The 17262-nt window shown below is 72.3% G+C and carries 17 protein-coding genes; 6 read left to right on the top strand and 11 right to left on the bottom strand.

What is annotated here, in order from left to right; translation table 11 throughout:
- Nucleotides 1-57: 57 nt before the first annotated feature.
- Nucleotides 58-639, top strand: coding sequence for an HdeD family acid-resistance protein (locus GXW76_RS18805; protein ID WP_211863637.1), 582 nt, complete (start codon nucleotides 58-60; stop codon nucleotides 637-639).
- Nucleotides 640-813: 174 nt separating this feature from the next.
- Here the strand turns inward: GXW76_RS18805 and GXW76_RS18800 are convergent, their stop codons facing one another.
- The 5 genes from GXW76_RS18800 to GXW76_RS18780 form a co-directional block, all read right to left on the bottom strand.
- The gene (locus GXW76_RS18800) at nucleotides 814-2280 is read right to left on the bottom strand and encodes an MFS transporter (RefSeq protein WP_211863636.1); all 1467 of its coding nucleotides are present in this window, start codon (nucleotides 2278-2280) and stop codon (nucleotides 814-816) included.
- 139 nt (nucleotides 2281-2419) lie between these two features.
- Nucleotides 2420-3376, bottom strand: a complete 957-nt coding sequence (locus tag GXW76_RS18795; RefSeq protein WP_211863635.1) for an acetyl-CoA carboxylase carboxyltransferase subunit alpha — start codon at nucleotides 3374-3376, stop codon at nucleotides 2420-2422.
- 12 nt (nucleotides 3377-3388) lie between these two features.
- Nucleotides 3389-4345 carry a tyrosine recombinase gene (locus tag GXW76_RS18790; RefSeq protein ID WP_246514513.1) on the bottom strand — a complete coding sequence of 319 codons (957 nt, stop codon included), beginning with the start codon at nucleotides 4343-4345 and terminating at the stop codon, nucleotides 3389-3391.
- A gap of 160 nt (nucleotides 4346-4505) precedes the next feature.
- Nucleotides 4506-5582: an NAD(P)-dependent alcohol dehydrogenase gene (locus tag GXW76_RS18785; protein ID WP_338150996.1), complete on the bottom strand. Its 1077-nt coding sequence runs from the start codon at nucleotides 5580-5582 to the stop codon at nucleotides 4506-4508.
- A gap of 173 nt (nucleotides 5583-5755) precedes the next feature.
- Nucleotides 5756-5905 carry a hypothetical protein gene (locus GXW76_RS18780; protein WP_211863634.1) on the bottom strand — a complete coding sequence of 50 codons (150 nt, stop codon included), beginning with the start codon at nucleotides 5903-5905 and terminating at the stop codon, nucleotides 5756-5758.
- Between GXW76_RS18780 and aroB the strand changes: the two genes are divergently transcribed.
- Nucleotides 5890-7671 carry a 3-dehydroquinate synthase gene (gene aroB, locus GXW76_RS18775; protein WP_211863633.1) on the top strand — a complete coding sequence of 594 codons (1782 nt, stop codon included), beginning with the start codon at nucleotides 5890-5892 and terminating at the stop codon, nucleotides 7669-7671. The two genes, GXW76_RS18780 and aroB, sit on opposite strands and share 16 nt — an antisense overlap.
- Nucleotides 7672-7827: 156 nt before the next feature.
- Nucleotides 7828-8394: a DUF2889 domain-containing protein gene (locus tag GXW76_RS18770; protein ID WP_211863632.1), complete on the top strand. Its 567-nt coding sequence runs from the start codon at nucleotides 7828-7830 to the stop codon at nucleotides 8392-8394.
- Nucleotides 8395-8490: 96 nt separating this feature from the next.
- On the opposite strand, the gene GXW76_RS18765 is transcribed toward GXW76_RS18770, so the two are convergent.
- The gene (locus GXW76_RS18765; RefSeq protein WP_211863631.1) at nucleotides 8491-9441 is read right to left on the bottom strand and encodes a hypothetical protein; all 951 of its coding nucleotides are present in this window, start codon (nucleotides 9439-9441) and stop codon (nucleotides 8491-8493) included.
- Nucleotides 9442-9645: 204 nt separating this feature from the next.
- Here GXW76_RS18765 and GXW76_RS18760 point away from each other — a divergent pair, with 204 nt between their 5' ends.
- A complete protein-coding gene (locus GXW76_RS18760; protein ID WP_211863630.1) occupies nucleotides 9646-11184 on the top strand; it encodes an acetolactate synthase large subunit in 1539 nt (512 codons plus the stop codon).
- A 220-nt stretch (nucleotides 11185-11404) separates the two neighbouring features.
- Nucleotides 11405-12178: a short-chain dehydrogenase/reductase gene (locus tag GXW76_RS18755; RefSeq protein WP_211863629.1), complete on the top strand. Its 774-nt coding sequence runs from the start codon at nucleotides 11405-11407 to the stop codon at nucleotides 12176-12178.
- Between the two features lie 222 nt (nucleotides 12179-12400).
- On the opposite strand, the gene GXW76_RS18750 is transcribed toward GXW76_RS18755, so the two are convergent.
- The 5 genes from GXW76_RS18750 to GXW76_RS18730 form a co-directional block, all read right to left on the bottom strand.
- Nucleotides 12401-13420 (bottom strand): NADP-dependent oxidoreductase, encoded by a 1020-nt coding sequence (locus GXW76_RS18750; protein ID WP_211863628.1) that lies wholly within the window; start codon nucleotides 13418-13420, stop codon nucleotides 12401-12403.
- A gap of 352 nt (nucleotides 13421-13772) precedes the next feature.
- Nucleotides 13773-13964 (bottom strand): hypothetical protein, encoded by a 192-nt coding sequence (locus GXW76_RS18745; RefSeq protein ID WP_211863627.1) that lies wholly within the window; start codon nucleotides 13962-13964, stop codon nucleotides 13773-13775.
- A gap of 86 nt (nucleotides 13965-14050) precedes the next feature.
- Nucleotides 14051-14506, bottom strand: a complete 456-nt coding sequence (locus tag GXW76_RS18740; RefSeq protein ID WP_211863626.1) for a DUF6481 family protein — start codon at nucleotides 14504-14506, stop codon at nucleotides 14051-14053.
- Between the two features lie 55 nt (nucleotides 14507-14561).
- Nucleotides 14562-14711: a hypothetical protein gene (locus tag GXW76_RS18735; protein WP_211863625.1), complete on the bottom strand. Its 150-nt coding sequence runs from the start codon at nucleotides 14709-14711 to the stop codon at nucleotides 14562-14564.
- 96 nt (nucleotides 14712-14807) lie between these two features.
- Complete coding sequence (locus GXW76_RS18730) at nucleotides 14808-15014, bottom strand: cold-shock protein (RefSeq protein WP_211863624.1); 207 nt, start codon at nucleotides 15012-15014, stop codon at nucleotides 14808-14810.
- A 282-nt stretch (nucleotides 15015-15296) separates the two neighbouring features.
- Here GXW76_RS18730 and GXW76_RS18725 point away from each other — a divergent pair.
- Nucleotides 15297-17262 (top strand): non-ribosomal peptide synthetase (locus GXW76_RS18725; protein WP_211863623.1); only part of this gene is annotated, 1966 nt, incomplete at its 3' end.

The following is a 17262-nucleotide window of genomic DNA, read 5'->3' as shown; positions in this document are numbered from 1 at the left end:
TTCCCCGGCACCGCCAGGCCAGCCTAGGCTGTCCGCCCATCGGCGGAGCGCATCCCTATGACCGACAGCCCGCACGGCCTGCCCGGCCACGCGAAGGTGACCATCCTGCGCGGCATGGCCCGCCACTGGTGGGCCTTCGTGCTGCGCGGCGCGGCGGCGATCCTGTTCGGCGTGCTCACCTTGCTCAATCCGGGGCTCAGCATCTTCGCGCTGCTCGCCTTCCTCACCGCCTGGCTCGCGGTGGAAGGCGGCGCGACCATCTGGCAGGCCATCGCCGGCAAGGGGGAGCACGGGGCCTGGACCTGGCTGGACGGATTGCTCTCGCTTGCCGCGGCAGTGGCGCTGCTGGTGGCGCCGGGGCTGTCGCTCTTCCTCTTCGTGCTGATGGCAGGTGGGTTCGCGGTCGCGGTGGGGGTGGCGAGAATCGTCCTCGCCTTCCGCGCGGCGGATGTGCTGCTCGGGCTGCTCGGCGCCGTGACCGTGCTGTTCGGCGCCATCCTTCTGGCCCGGCCCGGCCCGGGGCTGGTGGCGCTGGTCTGGATCGTGGCGATCGAGGCGCTGGTGATGGGCGTGATCCTGGTCGCCCTCGGCTTCCGCCTGAAGCGCCTGGACGCGGAAGCGGCGCCTACGCCCCGCTAAGGTGCAGAATCGCCGCTGCGGCGGCGTGCAGCCCCGCATGCACCGGCAGCATGGCGGGGTGGGGAACGGGTGCAGCGGCCATGGTGCCTCCTTCGCAGCATGCGCGCGCGGGTGGGCGGCTGCCGAGCCCCGCACGCAAGTCACACGAAGGTGGCGCCCCCCGCACGCCGCGTATCAGAACCGCCGCAGCGGCACCCGCCAGGCGAGCAGCGCACCGGCCGCCGTGAGCACCGAAGCGGCGACGAACAGCATCCGGAACGCCTCGGCGAGTTGCGCGCGCAGCGCCGCCGCAGCCTCCGGCCCCAGCGCGACGAGGAAGGAAGGCCCCTCCGCGACCAACCGCTGGAAGGCGCCCCCTGCCCCGGCCAGGCTGACCGCCGCGAAGACCGCCGCCGCCACCAGCGCCGTGCCCACCGCGGCACCGAAGTTGCGGGAGAAGGCGACGCCGGCCGAGGCCGCGCCCAGCCTCGCCTGCCCCGCCGCCATCTGCACCGTCACCTGCACCACCGGGAAGGAAGTGCCCGAGCAGAAGCCCGCCACCGCCAGCAGGGGCACGAAGGCCGCGAGCGGCAGGTCAGGTGCCGTCACCGCGCCCACGGCCCAGAGCAGGCTCCCCACCGGCAGGAAGACCGCCGGCCAGCGCATCGCATGGCCGGTCCGCGCCACCATCCGGCCGGAGAACATCGCCCCCGAGGCCCCGCCGAGGGACATCGCCAGCAGCATCAGCCCCGACGGCCCCGGCGCCAGGCCGCGCACCGTCTGCAACCAGACCGGCAGGAAGGAGATCATCCCCACCTGCGCGCCCACGATCAGCGCCGAGAGCAGGTAGCACCGCCAGATCGAGGGCTCGGCGAACATCGCCAGCGGCAGCAGGGGGTCGCGCGCCGCCCGTTCCGTGCGCAGCAGCAGCGCCGTCGCCACGACGGCCAGCACCGCGAGGCCGAGCGCCAGCGGCATCAGCGCGACGTCGAACCGCCGCGCCCGGTCCAGCGCTACCAGCGCCGCCGCCACGGCCACCGCGAAGAGCGCCAGCCCCGCCCAGTCGAAATGCAGCTTCGCCCCGCCGCGCGACGGCGCCACGCGGGGCAGCCGCCTCGCCAGCCAGGCACAAAGCAGCGCCAGCGGCAGCAACGTCACGAAGACCGACCGCCAGCCGAAGATCTGCGTCAGGTAGCCGCCCGCGACGGGCCCGAAGGCCGAGGCGAAGGCGAAGGACCCGGCGATCCACGCCTGGTAGCGGCCGCGTTCGCGCGGCGGCAGCGCCTCCCCGATCAGCGCCTGCGCCTGGGTCAGCAGCGCGCCGCCGCCGAAGCCCTGCACCACGCGCGCGACCACCAGGACAGGCAGGCTCGGCGCCAGCACGCAGCCGAGGCAGCCGGCGCCGAAGATCGCCAGCGCCACGAAGAGCATCCGCTTGCGCCCGAAGGCATCGCCGAGCAGCCCGAAGATCGGCGCGGCGCAGGTCGCGGCGACCAGATAGGCGACGAGGATCCAGGAGACGCGCTCGATCCCGCCCATGTCGGCGGCGATGGCCGGCAGCGCGGTCGCGACGATGGTCTGGTCCACCGCCGAGAGGAAGATGGTGAGCGCGATGCCGGGAAAGGCGCGGATGAAGCGGGCGTGGGTGTCGGAGTCGGTCACGCGGCCTCGCAGCTTGCGGGGAGGGCTCTGCCCTTCCCGGGGCCCCTCCCGCCGAAGGCCGAAAGGCCATCGGAACCCATGGTTTCCAAAGGCCTTTCGGCCTTCGGCTCGGGGGGAGATTGCGCTCCCCCGGGGCGCGTCAGATCACCCCGCTGCGCCCCATCTCCAGGAACTTCTCCCGCCGCCTTGCGCGCAGCGTCGACCCGTCGATCTCCACCAGCGGCGCCAGCAATTCGGCGATCTTGTCGCCCAGCGCGGCAATGGTCGCCTCCCCGTCGCGATGCGCGCCGCCGAGGGGTTCGGCCACCACCGCATCCACGAGGTTCAGCCGGAGCAGATCGTCCGCCGTCAGCTTCAGCGCTTCCGCCGCCGTCGCGGCCTGCGCCGCGTCGCGCCACAGGATCGAGGCGCAGCCCTCGGGGCTGATCACGGAATAGATCGCGTGCTCGAGCATCACGATCCGGTCGGCGGCGGCGAGCGCGATGGCGCCGCCGGAACCGCCTTCCCCGATGATGGTGGCGATGAAGGGCACGGGCGCTTCCAGCCCGGCCTCGATCGACCGCGCGATCGCTTCGGCCTGGCCGCGGGCCTCGGCGTCGATGCCGGGGAAGGCGCCGGCGGTGTCCACGAAGGACAGGATCGGCAGGCCGAACCGCCCGGCCAGTTCCATCAGGCGCTTCGCCTTCCGGTAGCCCTCGGGCCGCGCCATGCCGAAATTGTGCTTCACGCGGCTTTCGGTGTCGTTGCCGCGCTCGGTGCCGAGCACCATCACAGCGCGGCCGCGGAAGCGGCCCATGCCGCCCACCACCGCGAGGTCGTCGGCATAGGCACGATCGCCGGCGAGGGGCGTGAAGTCCTCGATCAGCGAGGCGATGTAGTCGTTGGCGTGCGGGCGGTCCGGGTGGCGGGCCACCTGCGCCTTCTGCCAGGGCGTGAGCTTGGCGTAGGTGGATTTCAGGAGGGACTGCGCCTTGTCGCGCAGGCGGCCGACCTCCTCGGCAACGTCGATCCCGCCGGCGTCGGTGGTCCGACGCAGCTCCTCGATCTTGCCTTCCAGTTCGGCGATCGGCTTTTCGAAGTCCAGGAAGTGGCGCATGGGCCCCGGGGGTTAGCCGAATTCGGGGCGGGGCGCGACCCCCTCCCGCGCAAGGGGATGGTGCGCCTCCACCAGAGCCTTCAGCCGGCCCTCCAGGACCTTGGTGTAGATCTGGGTGGTTGCGATGTCCGCATGGCCCAGCAAGACCTGCAGGCTGCGCAGGTCCGCCCCCCGCGCCAGCAGGTGGGAAGCGAAGGAATGCCTGAGCACATGCGGGCTGACCCGGGCGGGGTCGAGGCCCGCGGCGAGGGCCGCTTCCTTCAGCAACAGCGCCAGGGATTGCCGCGTCAGGTGCCCGGCGGCGGCGCGGGAGGGAAACAGCCAGCGCGCGCCCCGCGGCCCGGCCTTCTCCGCCGCCCCGGCGCGGGCGGTGAGCGCCAGGTCGCGCGCGCGGGCCGAAACCGGCACCAGCCTTTCCTTGCCGCCCTTCCCGCGGATGGCGACCAGGCTTTCGTCCGGGCGCAGGGCGGCGGCGGGCAGGCTGACCAGCTCACTCGCCCGCAGTCCGGAACAGTAGAGGAGTTCCACCGCCGCCGCGGCCACCACCCCCTTGCGGCCCGGCAGGGCGGAGGCCGCGGCGATGAGCGATTCGACCTCCGCCTCGCTCAGCGCCTTGGGCAGGCTGGCGGGCAGGCGGGGGCTTTCGAGCAATTCGGTCGGGTCGTCGGGGCGGATGCCCTCCCGCGCCAGGAAGCGGTGGAACTGGCGGATGGCGGACAGGCGCCTCGCCTGGGTGCGGGCGGCGAATCCGGCCGCCGCCAGGCCGGCGACCCAGGCGCGCAGGGTGTCGGCATCGGCTGCGTGGATTGGCACGCCGCGCCGGATGGCAAAGCCCTCGAAATCGTCGAGATCGGACTTGTAGGCGGCGAGCGTGTTGCGCGCGGCGCCGCGCTCGGCGGCGAGCATTTCCAGGAAGGACTCGACATGGTGGGCGCCGGACATGGCCGGAAGCTGCGGGCGATTCGGCATTTGCCGCAATGTCCGAGAGGGGCGCCGCCCCTCTCGGGCTCTCCCCACCAAAGGCCGAAAGGCCTTTGGAAACCGGAACTTCAAGTCACCGCGGGTCCAGGGGACCGCAGTCCCCTGGTGGGGGTGCTCGAGGGGGCAAAGCCCCCCTCGATCCGCGCCATCAGGGCGTAATGGCCACCTTCATCACCCCATCCCGCTGGTGACTGAAGAGGTCATAGGCCTCCTCGATCTGATCCAGCTTGAAGCGGTGCGTGACCATCGCGCGCAGGTCGGCGCGGCCGGAGGAGATCACCTCCATCAGCCGCCGCATCCGCTCCTTCCCGCCGGGGCATAGCGTCGTCACGATCTTATGGTCCCCGAGCCCTGCCGCGAAGGCGTCGTAGGGGATCTTCAGGTCGGTCGAATACACGCCGAGCGAGGACAGCGTCCCGCCCGGCCGCAGCACGCGCAGCGCCGATTCGAAGGTCACCTGGGTGCCGAGCGCCTCGACCGAGACGTCGCAGCCGCGCCCGTCGGTGATCCGCATGATCTCCTCGACCGGGTTCACCTTGCTGAAGTCCACCACATGCGTGGCACCGAGTTTCTGCGCGATGGCGAGGCGTTCCGGCACGCGGTCCACGGCGATGATGGTCGTCGCGCCCATCAGCTTCGCGCCCGCCGTGGCGCAGAGCCCGATCGGCCCCTGGGCGAAGACCGCGACGGTGTCGCCGATCCTCACCTCGCCGCTCTCCGCGCCCGAGAAGCCGGTGGACATGATGTCCGGGCACATCAGCACCTGTTCGTCGGTCAGGTCGTCGGGCACCGGCGCCAGGTTCGCCAACGCGTCCGGCACCAGCACGTATTCCGCCTGGCAGCCGTCGATGGTGTTGCCGAATCGCCAGCCGCCCATCGGGCGCCAGCCATGCTTCGTGCCGGCGCCGTCCTGGCTGCACTTGCCGCACAGGCAGGCATTGGACCAGCCGGAGGGCGTGATGGCGCCGGCGATGGCGCGCTGTCCTTCCCGGTATCCCTTCACGCCGGAGCCGAGTCGCTCGATCACGCCGACCGGCTCGTGGCCGATCGTCAGGCCGCGCTCAACCGGATATTCGCCCTTCAGGATATGGACGTCGGTGCCGCAGATGGTGGTGGTGGTGACGCGCAGCAGGGCGTCGTTCGGCCCCACTTCCGGGACCTTCTTCTCCTGGAGCCGGATCTTCCCCGGTTCGACGAACACCGCCGCCTTCATCGTCTGCGCCACGGTCGCGGTCCCCTTCTCTCCATTGCGAGACGGCACGTATCGCGCGAGCCGCGCCGAGGCGGCTTGCGACGCATCAAGACGAGGATGACAATTCCGCGTCAGGCCGGATACGGGCGGGAATCAGCGCCTGTCGCACACGGCTGGAACGGGCCGCATGCGTCGACATGCCCGCTCTATCGGCCGGTCTGGAACCGTTCGTTTGGCAGGGCGCGCTCGACCTGCTGCGGCGGAACGGCCGGCGGAAAGGCGCCGATCGCCAGCAGCCCCACGGCGAGCACGCCGAGAACCAACAACAAGAGCAGCAGGAATGGGCTGCGGGACATCAGGCCAGGCGGCTCCCTCACGGACCAGCGGTTCTGTGCTAGCCTCCGCCCCCGTGTCGCGCAACTCCGCCCTCGATCTTCCTGACGAAGAGCTCCTGCTGCCCCCCCAGGCCGACGCGCAGCCGCCCCCGGCGGTTGCGCACAGCGTGGTGCTCGTTGGCATGCCTGGTGCCGGGAAGACCGCGATCGGCAAGCGCCTGGCGGCCCGCCTCGGCCTGCCCTTCCGCGACGCCGATGCCGAGATCGAGGCCGCCGCCGGCATGCCGATCACGGAAATTTTCGCCCGCTACGGGGAACCGCATTTCCGCGACGGGGAACGGCGCGTCATCACCCGCCTGCTGGCCGGCCCGCCGCTGGTGCTCGCCACCGGCGGCGGGGCCTTCGCCGATGCCGCCACCCGCGCCGCCATCAAGGCGAGCGGCGCGCGGACGCTCTGGCTGCGCTGCTCCATCGCGACCCTGCTCCGCCGCGTGGCGGGGCGGGAACATCGCCCGATGTTCCTCAACGCCGACCCGGCCGAGGTGTTGCAGCGCCTCATGACCGCGCGGCACCCCTTCTATGCCGAGGCCGACCTGACCGTGACCTGCACCGACGAAAGCCCCGAGGTCACCACGCGCCGGGTCCAGGATGCGCTCGACGCCGTCGTCCCGCCGCGCCGCCTGCCGGTCGGGCTCGGCGACCGGTCCTACGATGTGGTGGTCGGCCCCGGCCTGCTCTCCCGTGCCGGCGGGCTGATCGGCCCCGTGCTGCCGGCGCGCCGGGTCGTCGTCATCACCGATTCGGCGGTCGCGCCGCTGCACCTGCCCGCCCTGCGCGCCGGGCTCGAAGCCGCGGGCATCGCCATCCTGGCCGAGGTCGCCGTGCCGCCCGGCGAAGCCAGCAAGGATTTCTCCCGCCTGCAGGAGGTGCTGGAGCAGATGCTCGGCGCCGGGGTGGACCGGCGCACGGCGGTCGTCGCGCTGGGCGGCGGGGTGGTCGGCGACCTGGCCGGGTTCGCCGCCGCCGTCGCCATGCGCGGCCTGCCCTTCGTCCAGGTGCCGACCACGCTGCTGGCGCAGGTCGATTCGAGCGTCGGCGGCAAGACCGGCGTGAACCTCAAGGCCGGCAAGAACCTCGCCGGTGCCTTCCACCAGCCGCGCATCGTGCTGGCCGACACCGACACCCTGGCCACCCTGCCGCTGCGCGAACTCCGCGCCGGCTATGCCGAGGTCGCCAAGCACGGGCTGCTGGAAGGCGCCCTGTGGGACTGGTGCGAGACCCACGGCGCCGCTGCCGTCGCCGGGGAGGCCGATGCGCTGACCCATGCGGTGCTGGAATCCTGCCGGCTGAAGGCCTCCGTCGTCGTCGCCGACGAGCGGGAGGAAAGTGCCGAGGGCGGGCGCGCCCTGCTCAATCTCGGCCACACCTTCGGCCATGCGCTGGAAGCCGAGGCCGGCTTCGACGGTACCCTGCTGCACGGGGAAGCCGTGGCGGTCGGGCTCGGGCTCGCGGCCTCGCTCTCGGCGAGGCTCGGGCATTGCAGCCAGGAATGGCCGTCGCGCGTCATCGGGCATCTCGCCGCCGTGGGCCTGCCGGCGCGCATCGCCGACCTGCCGCGGCGCTTCACCATCGACGCGCTGATGGGCCGCATGGCCAAGGACAAGAAGAACCGCGACGGGCAGATGCGCTTCGTCCTCATGCGCGGCGCCGGGGACTGCTTCACCAGTTCCGAGGTGCCGGCCGAGGCAGTAACCGCCCTGCTGCGGGATGAGGGCGCCACGGGCTGAGAGGGGGATGCGAGGCTCCGCCTCGCGCTCCGCCGGGGTCCGCGGCGGACCCCGGACCCCGCCTTGAAGGGGAAGCAGGGCTGCGTCCGGTTGTCTGGTCATCAGGCCAGGGCTGCGTTACCGGAAGCATACGCGCTTCAGCATCCGGGACTGTCCATGCCGCTTTCCGCCCCCGCCGACCGCGAACCGATGCACCGCCGGCAGATCGACATGCACGGCTACCGGCGCGCGGACGGGCTCTACGACATCGAGGCGCACCTGCTCGACACCAAGTTCTACGGCTTCGAGCAGGAAGAACGCGGCTGGATGCCCCCCGGCACGCCGCTGCACGGCATGTGGATCCGCCTGACCGTCGACGACGACATGCTGATCCACGCCTGCGAGGCGGCCTCGGACCACACCCCCTATTCCGTCTGCCCGCAGGCGGCACCGAACTTCGCGCGACTCGCCGGGCTGAAGATCGGCCCGGGCTTCAACCGCGCGGTGCAGGAACGCGTCGGCGGCGTGCTGGGCTGCACCCACCTGCGGGAAGTGCTGGCCCAGATGGCGACCGTCGCGTTCCAGACGCTCTATCCGGTGCGCCGCCAGAAGGAACTGGCCCGGGAGGCCGCCGGCGCCAAGCGCGAGCGGCCGAAGATCATCGGCACCTGCCTCGCCTACGAACCGTCGAGCCCGGTGGTGGCGATGCGCTGGCCCTGGCTGGCGGCTGACGCCGCCGAGTGAGGCGCCCGGCGTCGTTGCCGGGCGCGTCGGCACGCCGGGCCGGTCGGACGGCCGCGTGCAAGACCAGGGGGGTCCAGCCGGGCAGCGCGGCGCGCATCAGCCCGGTGGCCGCATCATCGAGGCGTGCCAGCGCAACAGCCGCAGCCGGCCCTCCTTCATCAGCCTGAGGCGCAGCAGCCAGGCCTCAGCCTCCGCCACCAGGGCACCGGCGGCCTGGGGATCGGGCCGGTCGTCCTGCTCGCGCAGCGCCTGCAGCAAGGCACGCCAGCCCTCGATCACCGACTGGCGGTGCCGCGGACCGGCATCCTCGACCACATGGATGGCGAAGCCCGCCCGCTCCATGGCCGCGGGCACGGCATCCTCGGCAGGCGGGGCGCCAGCGCGGCCCTCGGCCTCAAGCCAGCGGGCATCCCCGCCGGCAAACGACGAACCGCGCGCGACGAGGTCCACCAGCACCACCTGCCCGCCCGGCCGCAGTGCCTGCGCCGCCGCGCTCATGAGCAGATCCGGCGTCCCACCGACACGGAAGGGTTCCAGCAGCAGGGCATGATGGTGGTAGCCGCGGCGGAAGCCCGGGGCGGCGGCGTCGAAGGGCTCGGTCGTGACCTTGCGGACCGGCGCGCGGGGCGGCGCTGCGACATCGGTGGCCAGCGCTTCCGGCTCGAAGGCCGCGACGAAGCAGCCGCGGGCGCCCGACACCAGGGACGCCGCGGCGCGGGCGCCACCGCCGGCGAGCAGCAGCGTCGCCTCCGGCGCCAGGGGCAGGAGGGAGGCCAGGCGCAGCACCTCGGCCGCGCCGCCGGGGAAGGCGAGGCCCTCCCCCCACAGCCGATCCGTCCAGTCGCGCCGCCTCACCCTCGGGGCGGGCGGCACGGCCGGAGGCTGATCCGGGTCGGGCAAGGGTGGCGCAGCGGCAGGCGGTTCCGGCGGCGCGGCGGCGCCGAACAGCTTGGCGCCGTTCGCGATCGTGCGGCGCAGCAGCCCGCCCTGCGGGCCCCAGGGGCGTGCATCGGGACCGCGAGGCTCGGGACGCGGAGAAATCGTCAACCTCCTTCAACGCCGTCCACGAAATCACGCAAGGCCTGAACAAAGCCTTTCCGCGGATGCGGCGCCCCCTTCGCGCGGGAGCCGCAACGTCGTGCGTGCGAGGGAGCGCATTGCGGAAACATGACAGGCCGGCAGGCCCGTGCCCTTGCCCGCGCGCGCAGTCCCGCGCAGGCTGCGCCCTCCTTGCCTTAGGGAGATTACTCGGTGAACGGTGCGGAAAGTCTGGTCCATACGTTGCTCGGCTGCGGGGTTGAGGTGTGCTTCGCCAACCCCGGCACGAGCGAGATGCATTTCGTCGCGGCGCTGGACCGGATTCCCGGCATGAAGTGCGTGCTCGGCCTGCAGGAGAACGTCGTCACCGGCATGGCCGACGGCTATTGGCGCATGGCCGGGAAGCCGGCCGCCACCCTGCTGCATTGCGGGCCGGGCCTCGCGAACGGCCTCGCCAACCTGCACAACGCGCGCCGCGCGCGCTCGGGCATAGTCAACTGCGTCGGCGACCAGGCGACCTACCACCGGCCCTTCGACGCACCGCTGACCGCCGATACGGAAGGCTGGGCGCGCGGCGTCTCGCAGTGGATGCGGACCTCCACGCGCGCGGCCGATGTCGGCGCCGATGCCGCCGCCGCCGTGCAGGCGGCGCTGACCTCGCCGGGGCAGATCGCGACCATGATCCTGCCGTCCGACACCTGCTGGGACGAAGGCGGCGTGGTGGCGCAGCCTCTCGCGGTGCCGCAGGCGCAGCCGGCCGACCCGCATACGGTACGCAACGTCGCGCGCATCCTGCGCGAGAAGAAGAACGTGCTGATCCTGCTCGGCGGCAAGGCGCTGCGGGAAGGCGCGCAGGCTTTCGCCTGGCGCGCCTCGCAGGCGACCGGCGTGAAGCTGATGGCCGAGGGCTCCAATGGCCGCATGCAGCGCGGCCAGGGGCGCCTGCCGCTCGAGCGCGTGCCCTATCCGGCGGACCAGGCGATCAAGGCGCTGTCCTGGGTCGAGCACGTGGTGCTGGTCAATGCCAGGGCGCCGATTGGGTTCTTCGCCTATCCGGGCGTGCCGTCGCGGCACTATCCCGAGACGGCGCAGGTCCACGTCCTGACGCGGTTCGAGCAGGACGCCGAGGCGGCCCTGCGCGCGCTGTGCGAGGAACTGAACGCGCCCGCCATCCCGATGCCGGATGCCGGCCCGCGCCCGGAACGCGCGCGCGGCGCGCCGTCGCCGGAAGGGCTGGCGCGCACCCTCGCGGCGCTGATGCCGGAGGATGCGATCATCGCCGATGAGAGCGTCTCCTACGGCCGCGGCTTCTTCCCCGAGACCTTCGCCGCGCCGAAGCATGACTGGATGCAGGTCTGCGGCGGCGCCATCGGCGGCGGCATGCCGCAGGCGACCGGTGCCGCGATCGGCGGCGGCGGGCGGCGGGTGATCAACCTGCAGGCGGACGGCTCGGCGATGTACACGGTGCAGTCGCTGTGGACCCAGGCGCGCGAGAAGCTGCCGGTGACGACGGTGCTGCTGTCGAACCGAAAGTACCAGATCCTGCTCGGCGAGTATCAGAACGTCGGCGCCAATCCGGGGCGGACGGCGATGGACATGCTCGACCTCGGCAATCCGGACATCGGCTGGGTGAAGATGGCCGGGGCGATGGGCGTCGAGGCGGCGCAGGCGACCACGCTCGATCAGGTCGGCGACCTGATGGCGCAATCCTTCGCGCGGCCGGGGCCGTTCCTGATCGAGTTGGTGATCTGAGGCGGGACCGGAGAGGGACGCCGTCCCTCTCCGGTCCTCTCCCTGCCAAAGGCCGAAAGGCCTTTGGGAACCGTTTCGGATGCCCGGCACGACGCCTCGGCATCATCCCCCCCGCCGGGCACGGTGCCAAGTCGAGGTTTCCAAAGGCCTTTTGGCCTTTGGCGGGGGAGGTCCGGAGGGGGCAGCGCCCCCTCCGCCAACAGCGGAGGCAAGACCGTCCATGGACATGCAGTTGCAGGGCAAGCGCGTGCTGGTCACCGGCGGCTCGAAGGGCATCGGCCTCGCCTGCGCCGAGGCCTTCGCGGCGGAGGGCTGCGACGTCGTCCTCTCCGCGCGCGATCCCGCTGCCCTTGCCGCCGCCGCCGACAGGCTTCGCGCCACCCGCCAGGTGCGCGTCGAGACGCTTGCCGCCGACCTCTCCCGCACCGAGGAACGCGAGCGCCTGCACGCCGCCTTCCCCGAGATCGACATCCTGGTGAACAACGCCGGGGCCATCCCCTCCGGCCGCCTGCAGGACATTCCCATCGCGCGGTGGAAGGAAGCCTGGGACCTCAAGGTCATCGGCTATGTCCACATGTGCCAGCTCTACCTGCCGGCGATGGAGGCGCGGCGTTCAGGCGCCATCGTCAACATCATCGGCATGGCCGGCCGCGCGCCGCGCGCGGGCTACATCGCCGGCGGCGCGGGGAATGCGGCGCTGATCGCGTTCACCTCGGCGCTCGGCGCGGCGGTGCAGGCGAATGGCGTGAAGGTCGTCGGCATCAACCCCGCCGTGACCAAGACCGACCGCATGCTGACGCAGGCGCGCACCAACGCGAAGCTGAGGTTCGGCGACGAGGAACGCTGGGCCGAAACCCTGACCAACCTGCCCTTCGGCCGCCCGATCGAGGCCGGCGAGATCGCCGATCTTGCGGTCTTCCTGGCCTCCCCGCGCGGCCACTACGTCAACGGCACGGTGGTGGACGTGGACGGCGGCGGCATGTTCCGCGCCTGACATCCGGCCGCCGCGCGGGCGGGACGATGGCGGCGCGGCCGCCGCGCGCCGCCGGCAACTTCGCCCGGCCTCATACGCGGCGGATAAGGTTCCTACCTGCGGCCTGGAGGGCCGGGCGCCCGAATGGGCGCCGCCGCTGGTGCGGCGAAGCCAAGGGGATGCGGGTGCTTCCCGCCCGGCCTCTGAGGGGCGCCCGAAGGCTTCACCTTCGGGCGCCCGGTATCAATCCACCCGCACCACCAGCTTGCCGAAGTTGTCACCCTTCAGCAGGCCGATGAAGGCGCCGGGCGCGTTGCGCAGCCCGTCCACCACGTCCTCCCGCCAGCGCAGCCGGCCGGCGGCGATCCAGCCTTCCATCTCGGCGCGGAAGGTGCCGTAGCGGGACCAGCCGCTGTCGCTGACGATGAAGCCCTGGATGCGCAGGCGCTTGCGCACAACCGGCCCCAGGTTGGGTCCGACCGGCGCGCCCGCCGCGTCGGCGCCGGGCGCCTCGTTGTACTGGGCGATCATGCCGCACATCACCATGCGGCCGAAGTCGCGGAAGCGCGGGAAGACCGCCGCCTGCACCTTGCCGCCGACATTCTCCCAATAGACGTCGATGCCTTCCGGCGCCGCGGCGTCGAGTTGCGCGTCCAGGTCCCCGTGGTGGTCGAGGCAGGCGTCGAAGCCGAGCTCCTTCACCACGAAGTCGCACTTCTTCTGCCCGCCGGCGATGCCGACGACCTTGCAGCCGCGGATCTTCGCGATCTGCCCGACCACCTGGCCGACTGCGCCCGAGGCGGCGGAGACCACGACGGTCTCGCCCACCTTGGGCTGGCCGATATCCTCGAGCCCCGTCCAGGCCGTCAGCCCCGGCATGCCCAGCACGCCGAGGCTGGTCGAGAGCGGCAAGCTGCCGGCCGGCACCTTGAACAGCCGCTCCGGCCCGACGACCGAGAAGCGCTGCCAGCCATAGCCGCCGAGCACGATGTCACCCGCCTTGAAGTCCGGATGACGGGAAGCGACGACCTCGCCCGCCGTCTGCCCTTCCATCACGGCGCCGAGCGCCACCGGCTTGGCATAGGACTTCACGTCCGCCATGCGCCCGCGCATGTAGGGGTCGAGGGAGAGAAAGCGCGCGCGCACCAGCACCTGGCCCTCGGCGGGCTCAGGGGTGGTCGTCTCGACGATCTCGAAATCCTCGGGCACCGGCGCGCCGACCGGGCGGCGCTTGAGCAGGATCTGCAGATTGGTCTCGGGCATGGCGTTCCTCGCTGTCGCGCGGAGGATGCCATGGCCACGACCGCGGCGCGAGGCCGGGGCACGCCGCAAGACGGCGCGCCACCGATCGCCCAGGCGCGCGGAAGCCGCTCGGTTTCCTTGCATTCGGGGGTGCCGGATCAGTGGCGGGGAACCCCGCGAGGGCGGCTTCCTCGTGGGCCGAGACCCCTCTCGCCATGCTTCGGCGCGCATCCTCGCGCGGCGGCCGGTTCCGGCCGCCGGCGATCCGGGTCAGCGCGGATCCCGATCAGGTGGAATCGCCTGATCGGGCAAAGATTCCTGGAGAAACAGAAGCCTGGAGTGGTCGCCGCGGGCCCGCGCGAGCGGGAACCGCCTAGCGCCGCGCCTTGCCCTTGGCGATCTCGCGCTCGATCGAGCCGCGCTCGGTCGCGCCGGAATGGCGGATGATCTCGCGCACGATGGCGGGCGAGACGCGGTGCCGCTTCGCCAGGTAGGCGATCTCTTCCTCGGGGACGGGCTCGGGCTTGGTGGCGCCGGCGGCGGTGGCGACGTTCGGGTGTGCCATTGGGGGAACTCCTGGGACGCGGCCGGGCCAGTGGCGCGGCCGCGTCGATGGTTGTGGAGCGGCGCCCGCCCCGGGCAAGCGGCCGCCTACTTCTTGCGCGCCTTGCGGGCGGCGTAGCGTGCGTCGCGCAGCGCCTTCTGCTCGGCGGCGAGGGCGAGGGCACGGGCCTTCGCATCGGCATCGAGCAGCGCGGCGCGTTCCTCCTGCGCCATGGCCTGCTCGGCGGCCTCGCGCGCTGCCTCGGCATCGCGCAGGGCCTGCGCGGCAGCCTCGGCGGCGGCGGCAGCCTCGCGGGCCGCCTGTTCGGCGCGGAGCCTGGCGGCTTCGGCGGCGTCGGCTTCGGCCTTGGCGACGCGAGCGGCCTCACGCTCGAGGCGACGCTGCTCGCGGGCCTCGGCCACGGCGAGCTGGGCGGCAAGCCGCTCCTGCACCACCGGATCGTCCGGCCCCGGCTGGGCGCGGAACCTTTCGAGCATCGCCTTGCGGGCCGCTGCCGCGGCGTCGCGCCGGGCGTTGAAGTCGTCGCGCTTCAGACCTTGCATCTTGGGTTTCTGTTGTCCTGTGTCGTTGGGTTGCGTGCCGGGTGGCGTCGCCGCCTCAGCCTAGCACGTCGAGGACGATCTGGCGGATCTCGGCGGGCGTGAGCCCGATCGGATCGCGCCGCGCCTCGGTCGTCTTGGTCGGGGTGGAGATGGTGTGCGGCAGCGCCTCGCGCTGGCCGCGATGGTGGATGGTCTGGTTTGTCATTGTAATTTCTTGCTTGCGCGGCGCCGCACGCTTTGGGCGGCGCCGCGAGATGAGTGAACTTAGGCCGGCGTCAGGCGCCGGCAGGTAGTACGAGCCTTAGGCCCGACGCAGGTTGGTGGCAGAGGTCTTGCCCTGCTGGCCGCGCTGGAGGTCGTACTCGATCTTGTCGCCTTCCTGCGGCGTGCCGATCCCCGAACGCTCGACGTCGGAGATGTGGAGGAAGACGTCCTTGGTGCCGTCCTCGGGCTGGATGAAGCCGTAGCCCTTGGTCGCGTTGAACCACTTGATGGTGCCAGTGGACATGGTGAAGTTCCGTTCGAACATGGTGCGACCGCCGCACGGAACCGTGCGTCGGATCAATCTTCTGTAGGGAGCGGGCAGCGGGCTCGGCGCTCGATCACGAGCAGGGAGAGCGCGGCGGAACCGAACAAAGCTGACGGGGCTCTAGATAGGCGATCGGGTCGCGAATTGGAAGGATTCATTTTGCGGGTATTGCGGGCACCATCGGCATCCGACGTCTTGCACCTCTGGATTCCATCCCGCCATCACCTGAAGATCACCTCGGATCCCTGATGGAGACGGTCCATGGCTTCCGCGCCGCGCCCCGACGCCGAATGCTGGACGCCCGCGCGGCTGATTGCCGCGCTGGCCGCGCGCGGTGACGCGGCGGCCGTGGTGACCATGCAGGGCGAGACGCCCGTCGCATGGCCCGCCGCAGCCATCGCGCGGGATGCCCACCTGCTGGCGAGCGGCCTGATCGCGGCCGGCATCGGGCGCGGGGAGCCGGTGGCGATCCACGCGCCGGGCTCGCCGCAGTGGATCGTGGTGCGGCTGGCGCTCGGCGCGGCGGGCGCGCTGCCGCTCGCCATCGACGATCTCTCCGGCGCGCCGGAGGCGGCGTCGATCATCGCCGATGCCGGCTGCCGCTGGCTTTTCGCCTCCGCCGCACATGCGGCTGAGATCCCGCGCCGGGACGGGCTGCGCATCGTGCTGGTGGACGAGCCCGACGCCCCCGATGGCTGGCACGCGCTGCGCGCCGCCGCACCCGGACCCTTGCCCGACCTTCCGCCCGACGCCGAGGCGCTGATCGTCGCTACCTCCGGCACGACCGGCGCGCCGAAGCTGTTCGCGCTGACGCATGCGAACCTCACCGCCAACCTGAAGGCGGTGCTGGCGCAGGGCCTGATCGGGCCCGGAGACCGCATGCTGGTCCCGCTGCCGCTGCATCACGTCTATCCGTTCCTGGTGGGGCTGATGACGCCCTTCGCCGTCGGCGCGACGATCGTGCTGCCGGAGGCCGTGACCGGCCCGCAGATCGTGCAGGCGCTCAAGGCCGGGCGGGCGACGATCATGATCGGCGTGCCGCGGCTCTATGTCGCGCTGCTGGCGGGGCTGGACGCGCGGGTCGCCGCGCGGGGCCGGCTTGCACGCATGGTCTTCGGCGGGCTGCTCGAATTCGCCACCAGCATGCGCAAGGGCGGGCTCGACATCGGGCGGCGGCTGTTCGGTTCGCTGCATGCGCAGATGGCGCCGGACCTGCGGCTGATGGTGTCCGGCGGCGCCAAGCTCGACCCCGACGCGACCTGGCGGCTCGAGGCGCTGGGCTGGAAGGTCGCGAGCGGCTACGGCCTGGCCGAGACCGCCTCCCTCTTCACCGGCAATACGCCGCGGGCGCAGCGCATCGGCTCGGAGGGCCGGCCGATCGCCGAGGGGACGGAAATCCGCATCGACGCCCCCGATGCCCTCGGCATCGGCGAGATCCTGCTGCGCGGCCCCAACGTCTTCGCCGGCTATCGCAACAACCCCGAGGCCGATGCCGCCGCCTTCACCGCGGATGGCTGGTTCCGCACCGGCGATCTCGGCCGGCTCGACACCGACGGCTTCCTCTACGTCACCGGCCGCTGCAAGGAGATGATCGTCCTCGGCGGCGGCAAGAACGTGATGCCGGAGGAGGTCGAAGCCGCCTATGGCGCGGACCCCGCCATCAAGGAGGTCGCGGTGCTCGAGCGCGCCGGCGCGCTCGTCGCCGTGGTGCTGCCGGACCTCGCTTCCATCCGCGCCGGCGGCAACACCCGGGTCGAGGACGTGGTGCGGGTGGCGCTGGTGGCCGCGGCGCAGGGGCTGCCCTCCTACCAGCGGCTCGCGGGCTACGTCTTGGCACGGGAGGCCTTGCCGCGCACACGGCTCGGCAAGGTGCAGCGCTTCCGCCTGCCGGCGCTCTACGAGGACCTGCTGCACGGGCGCGCGCCCGAGGCGCCACCGCCGCTCTCCGAGGAGGACGCCGCCCTCATCGCCACGCCCGGCGCGAGTAAGGTCTGGGCGATCCTGCAGGCGCGCTACGCGGGCAAGCCGCTCTCGCCCGAGGCGAGTCCGGCGCTCGACCTCGGCATCGACAGCCTGGAATGGATCTCCCTCGCGCTCGAGATCGAGCAGCGCACCGGGCTGCGCCTGACCGAGCACGAGATGGCCGAGATGGCGACGGTGCGCGCCCTGCTGCGCCGCGCGGCGGGCGGGGCCGCCGCCGCGACGGTGCCGCGCCGCAGCCCCGAGG

Source organism: Neoroseomonas soli (assembly GCF_018129065.1).
Taxonomy (GTDB): Bacteria; Pseudomonadota; Alphaproteobacteria; order Acetobacterales; family Acetobacteraceae; genus Neoroseomonas; species Neoroseomonas soli.
This window is presented reverse-complemented; position numbering and strand designations above follow the sequence as displayed.

Excerpts from the sequence above, each read along its gene's own strand:
- GXW76_RS18805 (WP_211863637.1), top strand. The coding sequence starts at position 58 with ATGACCGACAGCCCGCACGGCCTGCCCGGCCACGCGAAGGTGACCATC.
- GXW76_RS18795 (WP_211863635.1), bottom strand. The coding sequence starts at position 3,376 with ATGCGCCACTTCCTGGACTTCGAAAAGCCGATCGCCGAACTGGAAGGC.
- GXW76_RS18790 (WP_246514513.1), bottom strand. The coding sequence starts at position 4,345 with ATGCCGAATCGCCCGCAGCTTCCGGCCATGTCCGGCGCCCACCATGTC.
- aroB (WP_211863633.1), top strand. The coding sequence starts at position 5,890 with ATGGGCTGCGGGACATCAGGCCAGGCGGCTCCCTCACGGACCAGCGGT.
- GXW76_RS18780 (WP_211863634.1), bottom strand. The coding sequence starts at position 5,905 with ATGTCCCGCAGCCCATTCCTGCTGCTCTTGTTGTTGGTTCTCGGCGTG.
- GXW76_RS18770 (WP_211863632.1), top strand. The coding sequence starts at position 7,828 with ATGCCGCTTTCCGCCCCCGCCGACCGCGAACCGATGCACCGCCGGCAG.
- GXW76_RS18755 (WP_211863629.1), top strand. The coding sequence starts at position 11,405 with ATGGACATGCAGTTGCAGGGCAAGCGCGTGCTGGTCACCGGCGGCTCG.
- GXW76_RS18750 (WP_211863628.1), bottom strand. The coding sequence starts at position 13,420 with ATGCCCGAGACCAATCTGCAGATCCTGCTCAAGCGCCGCCCGGTCGGC.
- GXW76_RS18745 (WP_211863627.1), bottom strand. The coding sequence starts at position 13,964 with ATGGCACACCCGAACGTCGCCACCGCCGCCGGCGCCACCAAGCCCGAG.
- GXW76_RS18740 (WP_211863626.1), bottom strand. The coding sequence starts at position 14,506 with ATGCAAGGTCTGAAGCGCGACGACTTCAACGCCCGGCGCGACGCCGCG.
- GXW76_RS18735 (WP_211863625.1), bottom strand. The coding sequence starts at position 14,711 with ATGACAAACCAGACCATCCACCATCGCGGCCAGCGCGAGGCGCTGCCG.
- GXW76_RS18730 (WP_211863624.1), bottom strand. The coding sequence starts at position 15,014 with ATGTCCACTGGCACCATCAAGTGGTTCAACGCGACCAAGGGCTACGGC.